Origin of the sequence: Psychrobacter aestuarii, from assembly GCF_904846035.1 — a bacterium.
Taxonomy (GTDB): domain Bacteria; phylum Pseudomonadota; class Gammaproteobacteria; order Pseudomonadales; family Moraxellaceae; genus Psychrobacter; species Psychrobacter aestuarii.
Genome location: NZ_CAJGYT010000001.1, coordinates 1,337,183 through 1,356,144 on the forward strand (window position 1 = coordinate 1,337,183; position 18,962 = coordinate 1,356,144).

The following is an 18,962-nucleotide window of genomic DNA, read 5'->3' on the forward strand; positions in this document are numbered from 1 at the left end:
CCTCTATAGCATAAAGCATTTTTAGCCTAAAAAATTTGCTTGCTATAGCTACTTATACCACTTGAGATAAATAGAAGATACTAAATGATCATTATCTCATTGCCATAAACAGATAAAAAAAGTTAACATTTATTGATTATTCTTTTAGGTGAGCCGCCCCTATGACTTTTTTTAACCGTACGTGTATGCCTGCCTTTTTCGCTGTTGTTCTGTCGCCTATGCTGCTTATAGGCTGTCAAAATACGCCCAACGCGACACACTCGCAAACCGCTCAGTCACAGCCGCTAAGCGCAGAGCATAACCAAGCAGAGAATAAACAAATCATGCAGCTACAAGTCATGGCAAACCAAGGCAATGCTGAAGCTCAATACCAGCTTGGCTTAATGTATGAGACAGGTGATGTTGTCCCGCAGGACTACAGCAAAGCGTTTGCATGGTATAAAAAGGCGGCGATGCAAGGACACGCAGGCGCACAAAGCAAACTGGGGTCAATGTATCGCTATGGCAAAGGCGTAGAGATCAGTCACAGTAAAGCGGTGCAGTGGTACTGGAAGGCGGCGGAGCAAGGCAATCAAGACGCGCAGTACGAGCTTGGTACGCTCTATATTTCAAAGTAGCACACGAGTAAGGCAAACCATGATGCAAACAGAACAGGCGCAACATAGGCTAATGATGTTTTTGTTACAGACATCAAGAAACACTGCTTGGCTGCGTATCGAAACTTCGAAAAATTTACTCGACCATGAAGAGCCCGATGCACCACTAAATGAGTATTATAGAATCAATAATAAAGGTGAGATTTTCTCAAGTGGTTTCAAAGGATCGTATGTGGATGGTGACAGTCTAATCACAATTGCTTATAAGGGTAGATGTTTACAGCCAGAACAGTGTAAACCGTAGGTGAATAAGTAAAAACGCTCCACGCTTATAAGCCACACCATTCATAACCACGCAGCCCTTAATTCTACCCTCACCGATTACGCTCAATCCATGCGCTCAATCCATCGAGATTTTGGAAATCATCCCAGCTTCTGCAGGGCACATGCGGCAGCACTTTTGCCAGCATATTGGCTAACGCGCTGCCCGGTCCAATCTCTATCACCATACTTGGCTGATATTCCTCAATCGTCTCAAGGCACAAATGCCAATCCAAAGGATGGTCAATCTGCTGCGCTAAAATGCGTAAGCCTTGCTGATTGTCACTGTACTTCGTGCCTTCACTTGCGCTAATGATGGGCGTATCCATTTTGGGTATGCTTAGCGTCTCGGTATAACTGGCAAAAGCTGTGGCTGCCGTCTGCATTATGGGCGTGTGCGAGGGCACAGAGACACTCAGGCGCTGGACGTTTTGTGCGCCCAAATTTTTGGCAATGTCGGCGGCATGCGCCAGCTGCGCGTCTTTTCCTGCAATGATAAACTGATCGCGAGATATCTTGATAGACAGGTGCGTTTGGCTCTTGGTGAGCAGCGTGTCAAGTTGGCTATCAGGCACGCCCTTGACCGCGAGTAAACCTGCTGCTTCTGTCACTGCTGCCTGCATCAGGTTCGCACGCTTGGCGACCAAGCTCAGACCATCGCTATAGGACAACTGCGCGCTACAACAAAACGCGCTGACCTCGCCCAATGAGTAACCCGCAAACGCCATCGGCATACCGACTAGCCTTTGCAAGTGCTGCCAGCGGTAGTATTGCAGCGTATAGATAAACGGCTGCGCTATTTGGTTATCAAACAGCGGCGCGTCTTCAAAAAACAAATCAGGCACGACGGATTTTAGGTGTGCCTGCGCGTCACTTGACATGTATCCCAGCATCTCATCGATGTATGCTTGGCGCTGCAGACCTTGACCACTAAAGAGAATAATTAAATTCATGCTCCACCTTATATAAAAAAATCGTTACCGCGAGCAAATCGGCACTGCCGCCGGGGCTGAGATTGTGCTCGATAAAGTAATGCTCAATATCCTGCACCTGCGCTCGCCAGTAGGCTTGATGCACGCCGCCTGCCTGCAAAAATGTGGTGGCTAATTGCTGCACCCGCTCCAGCTGTACCATGCCGCCGCGCCAAATGATATTGGTGTCCGATAAAACAGATATCAGCAGCATCAGCGCTTGCATGCTCGCCTTTTCAAAGTCTTGAGTGCGCTGCATGGTGTCATAAAAGCATGGCAGCACTTGATGTTCAATGACCTCAAAGCCATTCGCCACCATTTCTATCGCGCCAGTGACGCCATATTTTTGCTGCATTTTCTGCCCATGACTGTCAGGGTCTCGGGTAAGGCGCGTGGTCAAGTCCACCTGCCAGCAGGTAACCAACTGCGCGCAGATATGTCTAGCCGTCAGTGGCAATCCTGCCTGTAGACAGCGACCGATGGCGGCGCAAATAAAGCCGAGGTTAAATATCGCGCCTTTGTGCGTATTGATGCCGCAGGTGGCAGTGCGCATTTTGGTTTCTTGGTAGATGCCTTGGGCTTTGATGGTCTCAAAATCGGCATCACTATAGCCGAACTGACTGAGTGTGGCAAAGTAGCCTTTGAGCGAGGCAATACTGTCGATAAAGGTCTGATGCGTCATGTCGGTGTGGCTGCCATTGCTCGATGGGCAGACCAGACCGGGCTTGTGCTCTAGGCTCAGCTCATCATAGAGGGCTTCGCACGCAAGATCGTCAAGATGTTGCCACAGCGCGTGCGGATAGGCTTGGACAATGTGGGTTTGATTCAATAAAGCACTCATAGTCATAAGTATTCCATCCTAGTAATACGTCTCGCGGTTGCAGCTGGATATCATGTACGGTTTTTACCAATATTGTGGGAATGTCCAGCATAATGGCAGAGGTCAATTCGTGAAAGGAGACATCCATACGGCCGTGTATTCTGACTTCTCCATCGATAGTCAGGTTTGCCGCCGCTTTGGCTTGGCGCTTAAAAGTATCCGCCGCCAGCAGCACTTCGCTTAACTGGTGATACGGCGCAATCAATAATAAGTCCAAGTCCGAGCTTGGGCGGACAAAAGGTAAGCTGGTAAAGTACTGATTGGCAAACGAGCCATAGACATGCACGTGGCATGCAAGCTCGGTACAGCGGGTGATAAATTGCTGTGCCAGCGCGCGTATTGAGCTGGGCAGTTGCGGCAACAGCGCTGCCAATGCCAAGGGCGGCGTGACCACTTGCGGGGCGCTGGGCAAACTGAGCGCTAGGCGGTATTTGCGCGCATCTTCGATGTAGCTGGTCGCTACTTTGATACGCTCGGGCAGGTCTTGGCGACATACGGTTAAGGGGTGCTGCGTCTCAATCAGGCAGTCTATGGCACGCTTGACCGAGTCTGGCAACGCGTCATTCATAAACGCGTAGGCTTCGTGCGGCTGTAGGTACACCAAATCATGACGCTGCATATGATTCCCTTTTATAGTGATAGTTCTGACAGTCCCTGTCATTTAGAAAACGGGCATCTAAACCATTTTTGCTGACCTATCTGACAAGCTTATAAGCACCTTAAGCGCTTAATACCGCCTCGACAATGTTGTTGCACAAGGTGCGCCCTGCTCTGTCTTCACCCACTTTGCGGCGCTCGTCTGTCAAAAAGTCGTCCATGTGGGTCAACTGGTCAGCCAAAGTGTCTTCGACCAGCTGTCCATTTAAGTCGTCCCAAATCCCATTGACCGCGCCCATCGCGTGGTAGTTCTCCACCCCTGGGGCAAAGATGGCGGAGGTTTGCGACAGGCTTTTGAGCTTATCACAAGGTATTTTGGTCACGCGGGACATGGCTTGCAAGTCCATGACTTTGATTTGACTTGTGGCTAAGGCAAAGGCTTGGTTTGCCATCAAACCATAGGACAAAAAGCCGCCGCTGACCGCTTCGCCCAACACAATGGCAAGGTTAGGATGCCCGCGCCGTCTAAGCAAATCAACGCAGCTCGCCAAGTGCGCGAATGTGCCGTTTAGACACAATAGCTCATCCGCGCGGGACGAGTCCTGCCCCAAGGTATCGACGATGAACACCACGGGCGTTTTGTTGTCTTCGGCGATGACGTCCAAAATGTCTGTGGCGAGCGTCAAGGCGATATGTTGATTCATCGCGGCAGAGTCCACCGTACCGATGATTTTTACAGTGCCAAGCTTGGTCTGAGCGCTGCCCCGAATCATAGAATCACGGATGTCGTATTGCAGCTCGTTAGGGAATAAGGCGTCTAACACGGTATTGGTTTGCATTGTCTTGTCCTTTTTATAATTCTTGTTTGATGGCGCGCACATCTTGGGCGCTGAGCATGGCAATGGCGTCGGGATGTTCAATGTTGAGCGCTTGCCAAATCGCAATGCTGTCCTTTTGCCCAAACCACTTGTCATACTGCTGCTGTAAGTCGGCTTGCTGCTGCTGTAGCTGCGCTAGGTCCAGCGTGATGGCAGGCTGCGCCATTGCGTCAATGATGCCTCGCTTAATATCATCGATATCATCTTCGACCAAAAAGTCTGCCTGATTGAGCAAGTAGCGGGTTTTGCCGCCTGTGACGCGCCAAACGAGCGCGCGGTCTTTAGAGTCAAACTCTTCAACGCCTTTGATGGTCTCAATGACTTCAGGACCTGACAGCGCCAAGCGCCCCTCTTCGGTCATGATGATATAGGTACTTAAGCAGGCGCAAATACCCATGCCGCCGAACGCGCCATTCGTGCCGCCAATGACGGTAATGATAGGAATGCCCGCATCGCGTACTTTGAGCATGGCGCGCATAATCTCAGAGATTGTAATCAGTCCTGCATTGGCTTCATGCAGACGTACGCCGCCTGAATCGACCAAAAAGACGACCGCTTTGGGTTTGTCTTCAATGGCTTTTAATAGCGTGCCGACGATTTTTGCGCCGTGTATCTCGCCTACGGCTCCGCCCATAAATTTGCCTTCTTGCGCAATCATGGCAATGGGCGCGCCGTCAATCGTTGCCGAACCAATCACCACGCCATCATCAAAACTGCCGACCATGTCGAGTGCAGCAAGGTTGGGACTGACAGGAATGCTGCCAGGTTTAAGAATTTCTTGAAAGCTGCCCGCGTCCACGATGCTGGCAATGCGGTTGCGCGCCGTTTTTTCATAAAAACTTTTTTGAATATAATTATTATCCATGTGCCTGCTCCGCCAAAATGTGGATGGCTTGGCTCAATCGTAAGCTGACCACCGCTGGGGTTGCGCCCATGTCGTTGAGCTTAAATTCCAAGCCGCCAACGGCATAACGCTCCGAAAAATCTTTCAATACCGCTTGCCAAATATGGTCAAAGCCTGTCACCGAGGTATCGACGACAAAGCGGCTTTGCGCGCTGTTTTCCAGCGGTGAGACCAATACTTCTAAATTTCCTGAGCCGACCACGCCGCAAATCACGTCTTTTTTGGCGTCCGCTATCGGCTGGGAGTCAAAATCAAAATTCAGTACATTCATTATGCTGTTCCTTATAATTTTTTGGACGCGTGTTACCAGTTTCTAAAACGGCTGGGCGGCTGATACGTGCCGTTCGACCAGCGCACCAAATCTTTGATGGATTTTGCGGCGAGTAAGTCTCGAGTCGCTTTTGAGGCGTCAATGCCCAAGTCTTCTGGTCGCTGAATGATGCCGCGTGCGCGCAATGCTTTAACTTGTTCATGGTCACGCTGCATGCCAACGGGCGTGTAGCCTGCCACGCCGCGAATGGCTTGCTCACGCTCCTCAGGCGTACGGCACAAAAGCAAATTGGCAATACCTTCTTCGGTCACGATGTGCGTCACGTCATCGCCATAAATCATGATGGGCGGTAAGTCGCTGCCCATTTTTTCTTGCAGCTGCCACGCGTCAAGCTCTTCGACAAATACCGAATCCATGTGCTCGCGGTAGGTTTCGACCATTTGCACAACCAATTTGCGCCCTTTGACCACTTGTCCGTCAGTCGCTTCTTGCCCTGCTTTAAGATAAGCGTAACTTGAATGCCTGCGTCCGTGCGGGTCTGAGCCCATATTTGGCGCGCCGCCAAAGCCAGAAATGCGGTCAACGGTGGCAGTCGAGCTGTTGCCTTGTAAATCAATTTGCAAGGTTGAGCCAATAAACAAGTCGCACGCGTACAGTCCTGCGGTTTGGCTAAAGGCACGGTTCGAGCGCATGCTGCCGTCTTTGCCTGTAAAGAAAACGTCTGAACGGCTTTCAATATAGTCATCCATGCCGACCTCGGAGCCAAAGCTGTGAATGCTGTCCACAAAGCCGCTTTCGATAGCAGGAATCATAGTCGGGTGCGGGTTCAACGCCCAGTTGGTGCAGACCTTGCCTTTGAGTCCCAGCTCTTCGCCATAAGTGGGCAACAACAGTTCAATGGCGGCGGTATTAAAGCCAATGCCGTGATTGAGGCGCTTGATTTGGTACGGCTCATAGATGCCTTTGAGCACCATCATTGCCATTAAAATTTGTACTTCGGTGATTTGCGCAGGATCGCGGGTAAACAGCGGCTCGATATAGTTGGGACGCGGGGCAACGATAAAAAAATCGACCCAATCGGCGGGAATATCTACACGCGGCACGCTATCGACCAGCTCATTAACCTGCGCGATGACGATACCGCTTTTAAACGCGGTCGCCTCAGCAATCGCAGGCGTGTCCTCAGTGTTTGAGCCTGTATATAAGTTGCCGTCCGCATCGGCAGAATGCGCGGTGATAAGACAGACATTGGGCGTTAAGTCGATAAAATAACGACCGTACAATTCTAAATACGTATGAATCGAGCCAATTTGGATTTTTTGTTGTTGCACAAGCTTAGCTAGGCGCAGTGCTTGCGGTCCTGCAAAAGAAAAATCGACCTTACTGGCAATGCCTTTTTCAAAAATATCAATGTGGCTGGGCAACGCGAGCACCGATTGTAAAATATGCAGGTCGTTTAATACCTCGCTGTCACAGCGCGACAGGCATTCAGACAAAAAGTCCGCCTGCTTTTGGTTGTTACCTTCGATACAGACGCGGTCTTGTGGGCTGATAACTGTCTCTAACAGCTCGGTGGTGCGCTCATTAGTAACGCACTTTTCTAACCCTTTGGCGCGTGCCGCATCGAGCTTTTCTTGGCGGCGTATTTTTTGTTGATGCCATGGGCGTTCTTTATTTTGGGTATGCATAAGACTTCCTTTATCTGATAATTAAAACAGCGCATTAACGGTCAAGAAGAACACCGACGGTCCAAGCAGCGCGCCAAGTCCTGTATAAAAGGTGGCGACCAGCGCCCCATAAGGCACCAAGCGGACATCGGTACCCGCCAGCCCCGCCGCAACGCCACTGGTCGTGCCCACCAAACCACCAAAAATCATGGCAGAGCGCGGGCTTTTTAGGCGCATAAAACCTGCCAACAGCGGTGTGGCAATCATAAAAAACACCGCCTTAATCAGACCGATGGCGATGGATAAGGCGATAACATCGGAGCTGGCGCCGACCGCCGTGCCCGTAATCGGACCAACGATGTAGGTCATCGCGCCTGCACCGATGGTGGTCATTGATACCGCGTCTTTGTAGCCGAGCGTCCATGCCACGCCCGCGCCCACCACAAAGGGAATGACGCAACCGAGTATCAAAGCAATCATGCCAATGGTGCCTGCGCTCTTGATTTCTTTGACGTCCACTTCAAAGGCGGTTGAAGAAATCGCCAAGTCGCGCAGCATCGCACCGCCGAGCAGCGCAAAGCCTGAAAAAATTTCGATATCGGAGATGCCTTTGCTGCCATTGGTGTACAGACCTGCAAAATAGGCGGCGATTAAGCCGAGCGTGATGGCGATGGCGGAGGATTGTAGCTTGCCGCGGGTTAAGTATTTGGAGAGTATTTGAGAAAAGAACATCACCAGACCTGTGACTGCAAGGGCAGTGACCAGTCCGTTTTTGGTGAGCGTTTGTATAATTAAGTCCATTTAATTATTCCTTATCGCACTGAGCGTGGTGGTGTGGGTATATTACGTCGCAGAAAACCTCATAATTTTTAAGACAACTTAAGACAATTTATCGAGTACGGGCGCTTGTTCGTCCCATTCAAACGTGTCGTAGTCATCTGCGCGCGTATTAAACCAGCGTACAGCGACAATAGTCGCCGCAAGCGCGATAACCGACACCACGGCGGCAACCAGACCACCTGATAATGCAGCGACGACGTCTTGTCCCGCTGCCATCGCCACCACGATAGGAATATACATACCTGCCCAATACAGCACGCCAAACTGCGTGGTTTTGGGGAGCAGGTTTCGTTTTGCCAGCCATTCTTTACCAATAATTAACAGCACCATGGCAATCGCCACGCCGCCAATATTGGCATCAACGCCCAATATTTTTCCCAGCAATCCTCCCAAATACACTCCGAGCAGATAGCTGACTGATAGTAAAGCCGTACCATATATGATCATAAAAACCTTCCTTGGATATAATTACAATCGCTTCGATAATACTTGCACGTTACTGTGAGCCGTTACGATAGGGCGTATCATTACCAATAAAGACCTACCTATCTTTGGTCAGATGGACTTATTGACTAAGTAATTGTATACAGCGCGTTATCGCTTATACTGCTTAGGCTTTTGCTATAAATAGCAATAAGCACTTACCAAATATTGCCCACTTCTTTGATATAATCTAATACAGCTGGTATAAAAGTGCAACCGTATTGCATTCAATAAATTCCATATTGTATACAATTGGAGGTTTTATGAGTTTAATTGATGACTTACCCCTATCTGTACAGGTAAGTAAAAAAATAGAAGATGACATCATTTACGGTCGTCTGCCCCCTGGAACCAAACTCGATGAAGCCACACTGTGTGACAAATATGGCGTTTCGCGCACACCGATTCGTGAGGCTTTAAAATTATTGGCGTCTGAGGGACTGGTTGAGATACGCCCGCGTCGTGGTGCGGTCGTGCCAACGCTCAATATCGTCAACTTGTTTGAGATGTTTGAGGTCATGGCATATCTAGAGGGTATGTGCGGCAGGCTAGCGGCAAGGCGCATCAGTGAGGATGAAAAACGTGAGCTGCTACAATTGCATGAGGAGTGTCAGCAATATCTGCTCGAGAACAATCCTGAGAGCTATTATGAAGCTAACAGACAGTTTCATTTTTTTATCTATCAGCTAAGCCACAACAGCTTTTTGACCGAGCAAGCGACCACCTTACACAACCGCTTGCACCCCTACAGACGCCTGCAACTACGGGTCAATAATCGTATGCAGCACTCGTTTGATGAGCATCAAAGCATCGTCGATGCCATCATCAATGCCGATGAAGACGCGGCGGAGAGCTTAATCAAAGCACACGTTTCTATCCAAGGCGAGCGCTTTACCGATTTGGTCGCCACCATGAGTCCTGAAACGGCGCAGTAGTCACTTATAAATACTTAATAGAGTTTATTTTATATACAAAAACGGCATCTATAACAGATGCCGTTTTTGGGAGATTAGAAGGTGTCAGGTATGATACTAGCGGCGGTCGTCTATTTTTTTATGCGGCTGGTTATTGTGTTTTGGCGACGCTTGTTTTTTGTGTAGCTCAGGTTTTGGGGCGGCTTTTTTTGGCGTTACATGATGCTGTGGCGCTTTTTTTACCTCTTTATGCTGGCTGATGTGTTTTTTAGCGGCATCGGCTTTGTGCTGGGTTTGTTTTTTCTTTAGCTCAACCTTTTTGTTGTGCTGCTGCTCTTCTACGTGATGAGGATTGTTTGGCGCGGCATTGGCTTGGGTAGTCATGGTAAAGCAAGTAGTTGCGGCAAAAATTGAAGCTAAAATAATTTTTTTCATAAGTATTTCCTATTAAATTCATATCAAATGGCGATGATAAGGGCTTAAGCGCTGGCCGTATTTAGCAGGCGGTGATGGCAAGTCCCTATCGACAGCACCTATAGTACGGGATGGCAATATTAAGTAGGCTTATGAAAGCTAAAGAAAGGTTGCGATTGTTGCTTGCGTTTATAGCAGCGCGCGTCATTAGTTACGTTTAGGTCGCTGGCGTAGCTTTATAACGACAAATAACGGTTTCTTGATAATAAGAACTCGATAATAAAAAAGAGAAGGTATGGTTACGTTACTGCGTATTTTATTCACCATCATTGGGGCGGTAATCGTGCTTCAGTGCCTGACACTGATGACGGCTGATAAGTTCAATTTTGGGACGCTTGTGCCGCTGATAATAGGCGTGCTCTTGCTCGCGCATGGGCTGTTTTGGACGCGTATTTGTGCGTTTTTGGCGACGCGTCCACGTTTGCGCCGAGGTTGGCAGACATCGTGGGGCATCTTTGGGCTGTGGCTGATTAGCTTTCTGGTATTTGCCGTGATATTGCAGCAGCGGATTGACGCAAGTCGCGGCACGCAGCCACCCATTGCGGCAATGATTGTGCTCGGTACAGGCACGGTCGATGGCAAGCCCAGCGCGGCACTGATTGCGCGCTTGGACGCCGCTGCCGCTTTAGCCAAGCAACAGCCAGCGGCTTGGGTGGTGACCAGTGGCGGGCTGGGTTTTGGGCGCAGCCAAAGCGAAGGGGAGGTCATGGCGCGCTATTTGGTCGACACGCATCATCTCGCCCCTGAGCGACTTTTGATTGAGGGCAAAAGCACCAGCACGGAGACCAATTTTGCCTATAGTGCGCCGCTCCTTGCTGAGCACGGCATTGATAAAGACGCGACGATTGCTATTGTGACCAATGATTTTCATACCGTGCGCGCCGCCGCGATTGCACGGCATCAGGGCTTTAGCAATACCTTGACGGTGGCGAGCGAGACGCCGTTATCTATCCGTTACAATGCATGGTTTCGCGAGTATTTTGCCTTTGTTAGCGGCTGGCTGCTGAACGAATATTAAACGGTTAAGCTGACTTTTTTTGTAGCACGTATAAGACAAACTTTGCCTCAGTGACAAATGGCGTATCCGCCGCGTGCGCTAATAATGCCGCACGCTTTGCCCCATGCGCGCGGTAGGCATACGGCGTCATGGTCATCAAATCCGCCAAATCTGCCGCCGATAGCGACAATGGCGCGCGGATATGCTGGGTGTCGATAAGCTCAAAATACGGCTCAAGGCTGGGTAAAAACTTATCCGAATCATGCTCGCGCACGTCATCGAATAGCACCGCGCGCATCTCGCTTAGATGACCGTGGTCGGGCTTGGCAATCAACAGGTAACCATTGTCAGCCAATACCTTGGCAAACACTTCAGGCAAAATCGGGCTAAAAATACTGCTGATACCCACTACGCTACCCGTCTGTAAAGGCAAATGCGCGGCGCTCGCGACCATCGGATAAATGGGCAGAGTCGCGTCGTTTGTATTCACTTGATACCAAAGGCGTTGGTTTTGCTTGGCGGCTTTGGCAAAGGTGCTGACCGCAGGTTTGCTGATGTCCAGCCCAATGAGGCTGCTTGCTGCGCCCGTCTGCGCCAGCGTTTCGGCAATCGCTTGCGTATAGTACCCTTCCCCGCAGCCGATATCCAGCCAGCTACCGTTAGCGCTTGTCTTACTCCCATCTTTTGCATGTACATTTTTTAGCGAATCACAAATCAGGGCTTGCAAGGGTGCATAATGCCCTGCCGCTAAAAATCGCTGACGCGCAGCAATCGAGGCTTCGCTATCGCCTGGGGCTTTGGACTTTTTTTGTTGCACAGGCAGCAGGTTGACGTAGCCTTGACGCGCCACATCAAACGGATGGCGCGTGCCTTTGGCGTTGCCGCTACCATCGCAGCGCCACGTTTTGGCATCAGTCGTTAAGGGCGATGCGCACAAGGGACAGACAAACATAACTCGCCTCAAAAATGAAAAAGGTAAATATACGGTGAAAAGACAGCAACCACCACAAACCCGCATCTTAGCAAAATCTACTCACTTTAGGCAGCGCTGCTTGTCTTATACTCATAAAACCTCGAAAGCATAGGCTGATAAAAGATATTCGTTGTCTTTATACCGCAAGAGTCAGTATTACTTTTCTTGCTTGCTGTGACTTCGTCTCCAGAGGCTACGAAAAATAATACTGACTCTCGCTATATGGTAGTTACCATAAATGAAAGGCATAAAAAAACCACCCTTATAAGGATGGTTTTTTTATTCACTGATAACTTTTTGCTCATTAGCGCAGCTTTAAGGTCATTAAGCCCAAGACCACAAGCACAATAGCGATAATCCAAAAGCGCGTGACCACTTGGGTTTCTTTCCAGCCAATTTCTTCAAAATGGTGATGTAGGGGTGCCATACGGAACACGCGTTTTTTACGCAGTTTGTACGAGCCGACCTGTAGCATGACCGACAAGGCTTCGGCAACGAACAAGCCGCCCATGATGGCAAAGGCAATCTCTTGACGGGTCATGACCGCAATCGTACCGAGCATCGCACCCAGTGCTAACGCGCCCACATCGCCCATAAAGACCTGCGCAGGGTGTGCGTTAAACCATAAAAAGCCCAAGCCTGCGCCAATCATCGCGCCGCAGACAATGGTCACCTCGGAGTTGTACGCGATATACGGCACGTGCAGATAATCGGCAAAGCGCACATCGCCCGACACATACGACATTACGCCCAGACCTGCCGCCACCAACACGACAGGCAAAATCGCCAAGCCGTCCAAGCCATCGGTGAGGTTCACCGCGTTGGATGCGCCATTAATCACAAAGTAGGTAAAGATAATAAAGCCAATACCAAACGGAATGGCAGAAAACGGAATCATCCAGTTTTTAAAGATGGGGAACAACAAGTCCTGCATCTGCCTGGTGGTCGCCATATCTGCTTGCTGGGTTGCAATATAATACAGCGACGCGCCGACGAACAGTGCGCCAACCGACAGCCAAAAGTACTTTTTACGGGCAATCAGTCCTGTGGGATTTTTATACTTAATCTTTAGCCAGTCATCCGCCCAGCCGACCGCGCCAAAGATGACCATCACCACCAATAGAATCCAGACATAAGGGTTGGTCAAGCGCGCCCACAACAAGGTGGACACGCCAATCGCGCTTAATATGAGCACCCCGCCCATCGTCGGCGTGCCTGTCTTTGACAAGTGCGACTGCGGACCATCATTACGAATGGCCTGTCCGTATTTGAGCTCGCGCAAGTGATTGATCACAGGACGCCCAAAAAACATACTAAAGCCAAGCGCGGTGACGACCGCGAGCAACGCACGCAACGTCAAGGAGGACACCGCAGAAAACGGTGAGTAATACTGACCAAGCCAGCCAAACAACCAAACTAACACCGCTTACTCCTTTATCAGCGCATCAATAAGCGTTTCCATCGCCATGGAACGCGACCCCTTGAACAACACCGTACAAGGCTGGGTTTGCTGCGCTTGTAGATACTGTTGCAAATAAATAAGCAAACTGTCTTTGTCCTCAAACGCATGCGCACTGATTGCGCTGACTTCGTTGGCACCTGCTACACTATATTTGGCATACTGCCCAACGCACAAAAGCACATCGATACCGATGGCCGCGATGGTGCGCCCAAGACTTTGGTGCTCACTGACCGCCGCTTCGCCAAGCTCGGCGATATCGCCTAGGACCATGACCTGCGTGCCCGTCTGCGCTGCCAATACTTTTGCCGCCGCACGTACCGAATGTGGATTGGCGTTATAAGTGTCGTCAATCAGACGATGGTTGCCCAGCAGCTGGGTATTGAGGCGACCTTTGGCAGGACGGGCGTTTTCAAGCCCTGTCACGATGTCTGCCACCTCGATACCAAGCGCATAAGCGCACGCAGCAGCGGCTAAGGCATTACTGACGTTGTGCTCGCCTGCAAGCGGCAGCTGAATGTCTTTGATGTCGCTGCCAATGTGCAGCTTAAATTCACTACGCTCAGGCTCCACGTCTAAATGACTGGCGCTAACGTCGGTGCTGCCAAAGCCAATCACGCGGTCAGTATGCTGCTCAGCAATACGGCGCAGCTGATTGGTAAAGTCGTCCTTATCAGGTACGACGGCCACTTGGCTGTCATTTAAGGTGTGGTAAATCTCCGCCTTGGTCTGGCAAATGCCTTCGCGGCTGCCAAACTCGCCCAAATGCGCCGTACCAATGTTTAAGATACACGCCACATCAGGATGCACCATCTCGGTGGTATAAGCAATCTCGCCGATATGGTTGGCGCCCAGCTCCAGCACCGCATAGCGATGATGGTCAGAGAGCTCAAGTAACATCATGGGCACGCCCAAGTCATTGTTCAGGTTGCCACGGGTGATAAGCGTTGGCGCTAGGCGACCAAAAATACTGCCCAGCATCTCTTTACACGTCGTTTTGCCGCTAGAGCCTGTGATGGCGATAACGGTCAGATTCGGATGCTGGCTGCGGCGATACGCGCCGAGCTGACCGAGCGCCAAACGGGTGTCACTCACAACCAGCTGCGAGATGCTGCTTGAGACAGGGCGCGAGACAATCGCCGCAACCGCGCCTTTGGACACCGCGACATTGATATAGTCATGACCGTCAAAGTTGTCACCGCTTAACGCCAAAAAAATATCGCCCGTTTTGATGGTGCGGGTATCGGTGGCAATGCGATTGCTGGTGAGGTGCGTCAGCGCATCGTCATCACTGCTCTGCCAATGCCCGTCCAAGGACGCTGTCGCAGCAAGCAGATTGTCCGCCTGCCAGACATACAGCCCTTGCGACTGTAAAAGATTGTTGTCCGCTGTCATAGTGGTTACCTTGTGATCTGTCTCTTTATCTTTATGTCTGTTACTGTTGTCTGAGGTCATGGGTGCCGCAACGCATTGCCCGCGCCTATTATGCGCGCCCAAAGCGCTCAAGCAGCTGCGCCACAACCTGATGGTCATCAAAGTCGTGCCGTACGCCGCAGATTTCTTGATACGTCTCGTGCCCCTTGCCCGCGATGACGACAATATCATCAGCGCCAGCATGGCAAATGGCGTACTCGATGGCGCGCGCACGCTCAGGCTCGATGTGGGTGCGCTCGTACTGCGCCGCACTCATGCCGACTTGCATGTCATCCAAAATCGCCTTAGGGTCTTCGCTACGCGGATTGTCCGCGGTCAAGACCACACAGTCTGCGCCTTCTAGTCCCGCTTGCGCCATTAATGGGCGTTTGCCTGCATCACGGTCACCGCCGCAGCCGAACACCGCCCACAGTTTGCCGTCGCAGTGCGTTTTTAGGCTGGACAGCACTTGGGTTAAGGCGTCAGGCGTGTGCGCGTAATCGATGATAAAGCAGCCATCTTGTGAGGCAACGCGCTGCATACGCCCTGTCGCGCCCTTTAATTGCTCAAGATTATCGCTGAGCGCCTCAATATCCGCGCCCAAGGCGGCGACCGCTGCCAACGCTGCAAGCAAGTTCGCCACGTTAAACTTGCCCAATAAGGGACTGTGTACTGTGAGTGCGCCGAACGGGCTGTGAATACGCAACTGCACGCCGTCGAGGCTTGGCGTCATAGAGTCAATATAAAAGCTGGCTTGATTATCATGTAGGCTGTATGTCCATACCGTCACACCGCCTGCCTGCGCTTGCGCCTGCATCACATGGCTGTAGGCATCATCGCTATTGATAATCGCATGGGTCAATTCAGGGAAGTGATGGCGGTCAAACAGTTTTGCTTTGGCACGCGCATAGTCGTCCATATCGCTGTGATAGTCCAAATGGTCGCGGCTTAAGTTGGTATAAATCGCCACTTGGACAGGCACGCCTTGCAAGCGCGCTTGATCAAGTCCGTGCGAGCTGGCCTCTAGCGCCAAGATGTCTGCGCCCTCACTCCCCATATCGTACAAAAACTGCTGTACCGCGCGCGCATCGCCTGTGGTGTGGCTGGCTTGCTTTAGCGCGCCTAAGCGTCCATTGCCCGCCGTGCCCATCACCGCACTGCTGCTACCCGCCAATGCCATCAGCTGCGCGACAATTTGGCTGACCGTGGTTTTACCATTGGTGCCCGTCACCGCCACCACACGTGGCAAAGTGACCGCGTGCTTTGCTTGTAAATGCGCTTGAATTAAGCTGCCCAAGCCCATGCGAATCGTCGGCACATACAACACAGGGCACGGCAGTGCGGTCAACGCCTCCATCATGGCAGCCTCATCGGTGAACGCGCCTGTCGGCAAGGCTTCAGTGATGATAAATGCGGCGGTTTTTGCCGCTTGCGCTAAGTAGCCAAAGCTTTTGTTGTCGTCATGCTGGGTGTGGCTCTTTAAGGCCACAAACACCATACCGTCTGTAATGTGCCGACTGTCCAGACCAAAGCCTTTAAAGCCTTTGTTATTTATCAAAGACCACTGAGTATCGCCTGCCGCTTCTTGCAAGACAGACAGCATCGACTGGACGCGCGCATCATTACTGCTGTCGCGCAGCTGCTGCAAAGAGACGAGGGAGGCGTGGCTATCTGCGGTCATGGGCATATCCTACTTGGGCAATCATAAAAACAGCCGTGCCACAGGGCACGGCTGCTGCGGTATTATTCTTTGGTCTTTAGCGGCTTATCAAGCGGCACATTGTACAGACGCAAGGCCTCTTTCATGACATTATGAAAGACAGGCGCGGCGGTCAGACCTGCGTAATGCAAGCCGCGCGGGTCTTCAACCAGCACCACGCCGACCAGACGCGGATTGGACGCAGGTACCATACCTGCAAAGGTGTTGCGATACTGGTCAGTATAGTAGCCGCCCTCAGGGTTGATGCGGCGCGCGGTACCTGTTTTGCCCGCCACGCGGTAGCCGTCAATGGCAGCCGCCGTCGCGGTACCGCCTGGTTCGGTGACGGTTTCTAACATGTTGACCAGTGACATGGCTTTGTCATGCGCCATGATGCGGCGGCTTTGTGATGATTTGTCATCGTCTTTAACCAAAGTTAAAGGATGCTCCACACCACCCGCTGCCAAGGTCGAGTACGCTTGCGCAATTTGTGCCAAGGTCACCTGTAGACCGTAACCATAACTGATGGTGGCGCGGCGTGAGGTTTCTTTTTCTTTGGGCGTGGCGACGATACCAACGCCTTCCCCTGGGAATTTGAGCGCAGTCTTTTTACCAAAACCAAATTCTTTTTGCATTTTGCTGATGCCATCAGGCGGTAAAGACAGCGCAATCTTGGTCGAGGCTACGTTACTGGACTTTTGGAGCAGCGTGCTAAAGTTAATCACGCCATAGTTGTCATGGTCACGGATGGTATAGCCTTTGACGCGGATATAGCCTGGGTTGGTGTCGATAAGCGAGTTCGGGCTATACAGTCCTGAATCAAGCGCGGCCGCCACGGTAAAGGGCTTCATCACCGAGCCAGGCTCGAACACATCGAGTACCGCGCGGTTACGCTGGTTTTCACCCGTCATCTCATTTAGGTTGTTGGAGTTAAAAGATGGCCACGTTGAGAGCGCCAGCACCTCGCCTGTCTGCACGTCAACGACCATACCTGTCGCCCAGCGCGCTTCGTGTAAGCGCCCTGCTTCTTCAAGTTCTTTATACAAAATGTATTGCAGGCGCGAATCGATGGTCAATGCCAAGTCTTGACCCGCCACTTCAGGCTTGATTTGCTTGATTTCTTTTAGGCTGTTTTGCTTGGCGTCTTTGAGTACCAAGACCTGACCATCTTCGCCCGATAAGGTCGATTCGTACTGGCGCTCAATCCCTGCGCGACCTTCGTAGCCGCCTTCAGGGTCGCTTGAGTTTTGTCCCATAAAGCCAAGCAGCTGCGCGTTTGGCTGCGGCTGCGGGTAGTAGCGCTGAAAAAAGTTCTTTTCATACACGCCTACAAAATCAAGCGAGCTGACGCTTTGGGCAATCTCGGGCGTGACTTTGGTCAGTAGCGGAAAATAATGCGAGCCTGCGCCTGAGGGCAGTGCCGCCTTGACCGCGTCTTCATCGGTGTAGTCGATGTTGTCTTTGAGCGCGACCGCCTTTTGTAGCTCAGCAACGGGCACATTGGCCGCCGCAGCCAGACGGTTTAAATCCATCTCATCCAAGCGTTTTTGCATTCGCGCTTGGGTTTTTGGGCTGTCAGGGTTGGCGGCGATGATGCGCTTTAATTCGTAATACTCACGCGCATAATCGTGCGGGCTAAAGGAGACGGTTGCAAGCGGCGCACTGACGGCGAGCGGCTGCTGGTTGCGGTCGGTAATCATACCGCGATAGGATTTTTGTGTGCGCACACTGGTAATCAGCTCGTCGCCTTTGGCTTGATAAAACTGTGCGTTGGCCACTTGCAGATAATAGGCGCGACCGAGCAGCAGGACGAGCACAAAGATTGCCAGACCCCAGATAGTACGAAAGCGGTTTTTGTCGGTCTCTACGCCGCCACGCGAGGATGCGCCTGAGGCTTTGTTAAAGGCGACTTTTTTGCGGTTTTTGACGCTGGTGTACGCGCCGTCACTGGCGGCTTTGTTTTTACCGAGGCGACCGAGCTTACCCGAGCGGGTTTTATTGCCGGCTTTGTCGTGTTTGCCGTCGCTGGTGGCTTTGCTGCTTGGGCGGCGCAGTGGCTTGGTGACGCGGGCTTTTGGCGATTTGCTGCTGTTTGCTGGCTTGTTGTTTTTCTTATCACTCATTATGCGCCCCCTGTGCTGTCATCTTCAGTCAAATCAGTATTGCCAATGGTCTCAGGTTTTTCGGCTTCTGGATCATCAGATTCTATGGCAGTCTCAGGGACGAGAGGACGCGCGGGCGCACCCGGCTGGATAATCAGCTTGTCTTTTAAGGTGGGGCTGTACATGCCCAGCTCCGCCACCGCACGACCTGCGATTTGCGGGGTGGCGCTAAAGGTCTGCTGCTCAATCAACAAGCGCTGGCGCTCGATTTGTAATTTGCGCTCTTGTTTTTTCATATCTTGCAGGCTTTTATAGTCTTGATGATATTGCTGTACCGAATCGGCGGTTTTGATGCCCGTCCAGATGATGGCCACAGCGAGCATCAACATGATGACCGCATAAATACGCACTACATGAAAGCGCTGAACGAACAACTCGCCGACATCGGTGGACGACGAGGCGGCAGCGTGGTGACGGTTGTTCGGTTTGCCAGATATTGCCATGACGATCTCAAAAATGAACC

At 51.3% G+C, this 18,962-nt stretch carries 19 protein-coding genes; 3 read left to right on the forward strand and 16 right to left on the reverse strand.

The window, feature by feature from the left end:
- The first annotated feature begins 161 nt into the window (after positions 1-161).
- On the forward strand, positions 162-617 hold the full coding sequence (locus tag JMW05_RS12020) for a tetratricopeptide repeat protein (RefSeq protein WP_227691454.1): 456 nt from the start codon (positions 162-164) through the stop codon (positions 615-617).
- Between the two features lie 353 nt (positions 618-970).
- Here the strand turns inward: JMW05_RS12020 and mdcH are convergent, their stop codons facing one another.
- The 9 genes from mdcH to madL form a co-directional block, all read right to left on the reverse strand.
- On the reverse strand, positions 971-1,870 hold the full coding sequence (mdcH, locus tag JMW05_RS05560; protein WP_201504362.1) for a malonate decarboxylase subunit epsilon: 900 nt from the start codon (positions 1,868-1,870) through the stop codon (positions 971-973).
- Entirely contained in the window at positions 1,848-2,735 is an 888-nt protein-coding gene (gene mdcB / locus JMW05_RS05565; RefSeq protein ID WP_201504363.1) for a triphosphoribosyl-dephospho-CoA synthase MdcB, read from the reverse strand. Before mdcB ends, mdcH begins: the two co-directional genes overlap by 23 nt.
- Positions 2,662-3,387: a malonate decarboxylase holo-[acyl-carrier-protein] synthase gene (gene mdcG, locus JMW05_RS05570; protein ID WP_201504364.1), complete on the reverse strand. Its 726-nt coding sequence runs from the start codon at positions 3,385-3,387 to the stop codon at positions 2,662-2,664. The genes mdcB and mdcG overlap by 74 nt, the downstream gene beginning before the upstream one ends.
- A gap of 100 nt (positions 3,388-3,487) precedes the next feature.
- Positions 3,488-4,204 carry a biotin-independent malonate decarboxylase subunit gamma gene (gene mdcE, locus JMW05_RS05575; protein ID WP_201504365.1) on the reverse strand — a complete coding sequence of 239 codons (717 nt, stop codon included), beginning with the start codon at positions 4,202-4,204 and terminating at the stop codon, positions 3,488-3,490.
- 13 nt (positions 4,205-4,217) lie between these two features.
- Positions 4,218-5,108, reverse strand: a complete 891-nt coding sequence (locus tag JMW05_RS05580) for a biotin-independent malonate decarboxylase subunit beta (RefSeq protein WP_201504366.1) — start codon at positions 5,106-5,108, stop codon at positions 4,218-4,220.
- Positions 5,101-5,418: a malonate decarboxylase acyl carrier protein gene (gene mdcC / locus JMW05_RS05585; RefSeq protein ID WP_201504367.1), complete on the reverse strand. Its 318-nt coding sequence runs from the start codon at positions 5,416-5,418 to the stop codon at positions 5,101-5,103. Before mdcC ends, JMW05_RS05580 begins: the two co-directional genes overlap by 8 nt.
- Before the next feature lie 32 nt (positions 5,419-5,450).
- The gene (gene mdcA / locus JMW05_RS05590; RefSeq protein ID WP_201504368.1) at positions 5,451-7,106 is read right to left on the reverse strand and encodes a malonate decarboxylase subunit alpha; all 1,656 of its coding nucleotides are present in this window, start codon (positions 7,104-7,106) and stop codon (positions 5,451-5,453) included.
- A 21-nt stretch (positions 7,107-7,127) separates the two neighbouring features.
- Positions 7,128-7,886, reverse strand: coding sequence for a malonate transporter subunit MadM (madM, locus tag JMW05_RS05595; protein WP_201504369.1), 759 nt, complete (start codon positions 7,884-7,886; stop codon positions 7,128-7,130).
- 78 nt (positions 7,887-7,964) lie between these two features.
- Positions 7,965-8,372: a malonate transporter subunit MadL gene (gene madL / locus JMW05_RS05600; protein WP_201504370.1), complete on the reverse strand. Its 408-nt coding sequence runs from the start codon at positions 8,370-8,372 to the stop codon at positions 7,965-7,967.
- Positions 8,373-8,671: 299 nt separating this feature from the next.
- Here madL and JMW05_RS05605 point away from each other — a divergent pair, with 299 nt between their 5' ends.
- Positions 8,672-9,343: a GntR family transcriptional regulator gene (locus JMW05_RS05605; RefSeq protein WP_201504371.1), complete on the forward strand. Its 672-nt coding sequence runs from the start codon at positions 8,672-8,674 to the stop codon at positions 9,341-9,343.
- Positions 9,344-9,439: 96 nt separating this feature from the next.
- Here JMW05_RS05605 and JMW05_RS05610 read toward each other — a convergent pair whose 3' ends face one another.
- On the reverse strand, positions 9,440-9,757 hold the full coding sequence (locus tag JMW05_RS05610) for a hypothetical protein (RefSeq protein ID WP_201504372.1): 318 nt from the start codon (positions 9,755-9,757) through the stop codon (positions 9,440-9,442).
- A 274-nt stretch (positions 9,758-10,031) separates the two neighbouring features.
- Here JMW05_RS05610 and JMW05_RS05615 point away from each other — a divergent pair, with 274 nt between their 5' ends.
- Positions 10,032-10,814, forward strand: coding sequence for a YdcF family protein (locus tag JMW05_RS05615; RefSeq protein ID WP_201504373.1), 783 nt, complete (start codon positions 10,032-10,034; stop codon positions 10,812-10,814).
- Between the two features lie 4 nt (positions 10,815-10,818).
- On the opposite strand, the gene JMW05_RS05620 is transcribed toward JMW05_RS05615, so the two are convergent.
- The 6 genes from JMW05_RS05620 to ftsL form a co-directional block, all read right to left on the reverse strand.
- A complete protein-coding gene (locus JMW05_RS05620) occupies positions 10,819-11,745 on the reverse strand; it encodes a putative RNA methyltransferase (RefSeq protein ID WP_201504374.1) in 927 nt (308 codons plus the stop codon).
- A gap of 325 nt (positions 11,746-12,070) precedes the next feature.
- Positions 12,071-13,189 carry a phospho-N-acetylmuramoyl-pentapeptide-transferase gene (gene mraY, locus JMW05_RS05625; protein ID WP_201504375.1) on the reverse strand — a complete coding sequence of 373 codons (1,119 nt, stop codon included), beginning with the start codon at positions 13,187-13,189 and terminating at the stop codon, positions 12,071-12,073.
- A gap of 3 nt (positions 13,190-13,192) precedes the next feature.
- Positions 13,193-14,620, reverse strand: coding sequence for a UDP-N-acetylmuramoyl-tripeptide--D-alanyl-D-alanine ligase (locus JMW05_RS05630; protein ID WP_201504376.1), 1,428 nt, complete (start codon positions 14,618-14,620; stop codon positions 13,193-13,195).
- A gap of 88 nt (positions 14,621-14,708) precedes the next feature.
- Positions 14,709-16,319: a UDP-N-acetylmuramoyl-L-alanyl-D-glutamate--2,6-diaminopimelate ligase gene (locus JMW05_RS05635; RefSeq protein WP_320158755.1), complete on the reverse strand. Its 1,611-nt coding sequence runs from the start codon at positions 16,317-16,319 to the stop codon at positions 14,709-14,711.
- A gap of 62 nt (positions 16,320-16,381) precedes the next feature.
- Positions 16,382-18,460: a peptidoglycan D,D-transpeptidase FtsI family protein gene (locus JMW05_RS05640; RefSeq protein WP_201504378.1), complete on the reverse strand. Its 2,079-nt coding sequence runs from the start codon at positions 18,458-18,460 to the stop codon at positions 16,382-16,384.
- Entirely contained in the window at positions 18,460-18,942 is a 483-nt protein-coding gene (gene ftsL / locus JMW05_RS05645) for a cell division protein FtsL (RefSeq protein WP_201504379.1), read from the reverse strand. Before ftsL ends, JMW05_RS05640 begins: the two co-directional genes overlap by 1 nt.
- Positions 18,943-18,962 lie beyond the last annotated feature (20 nt).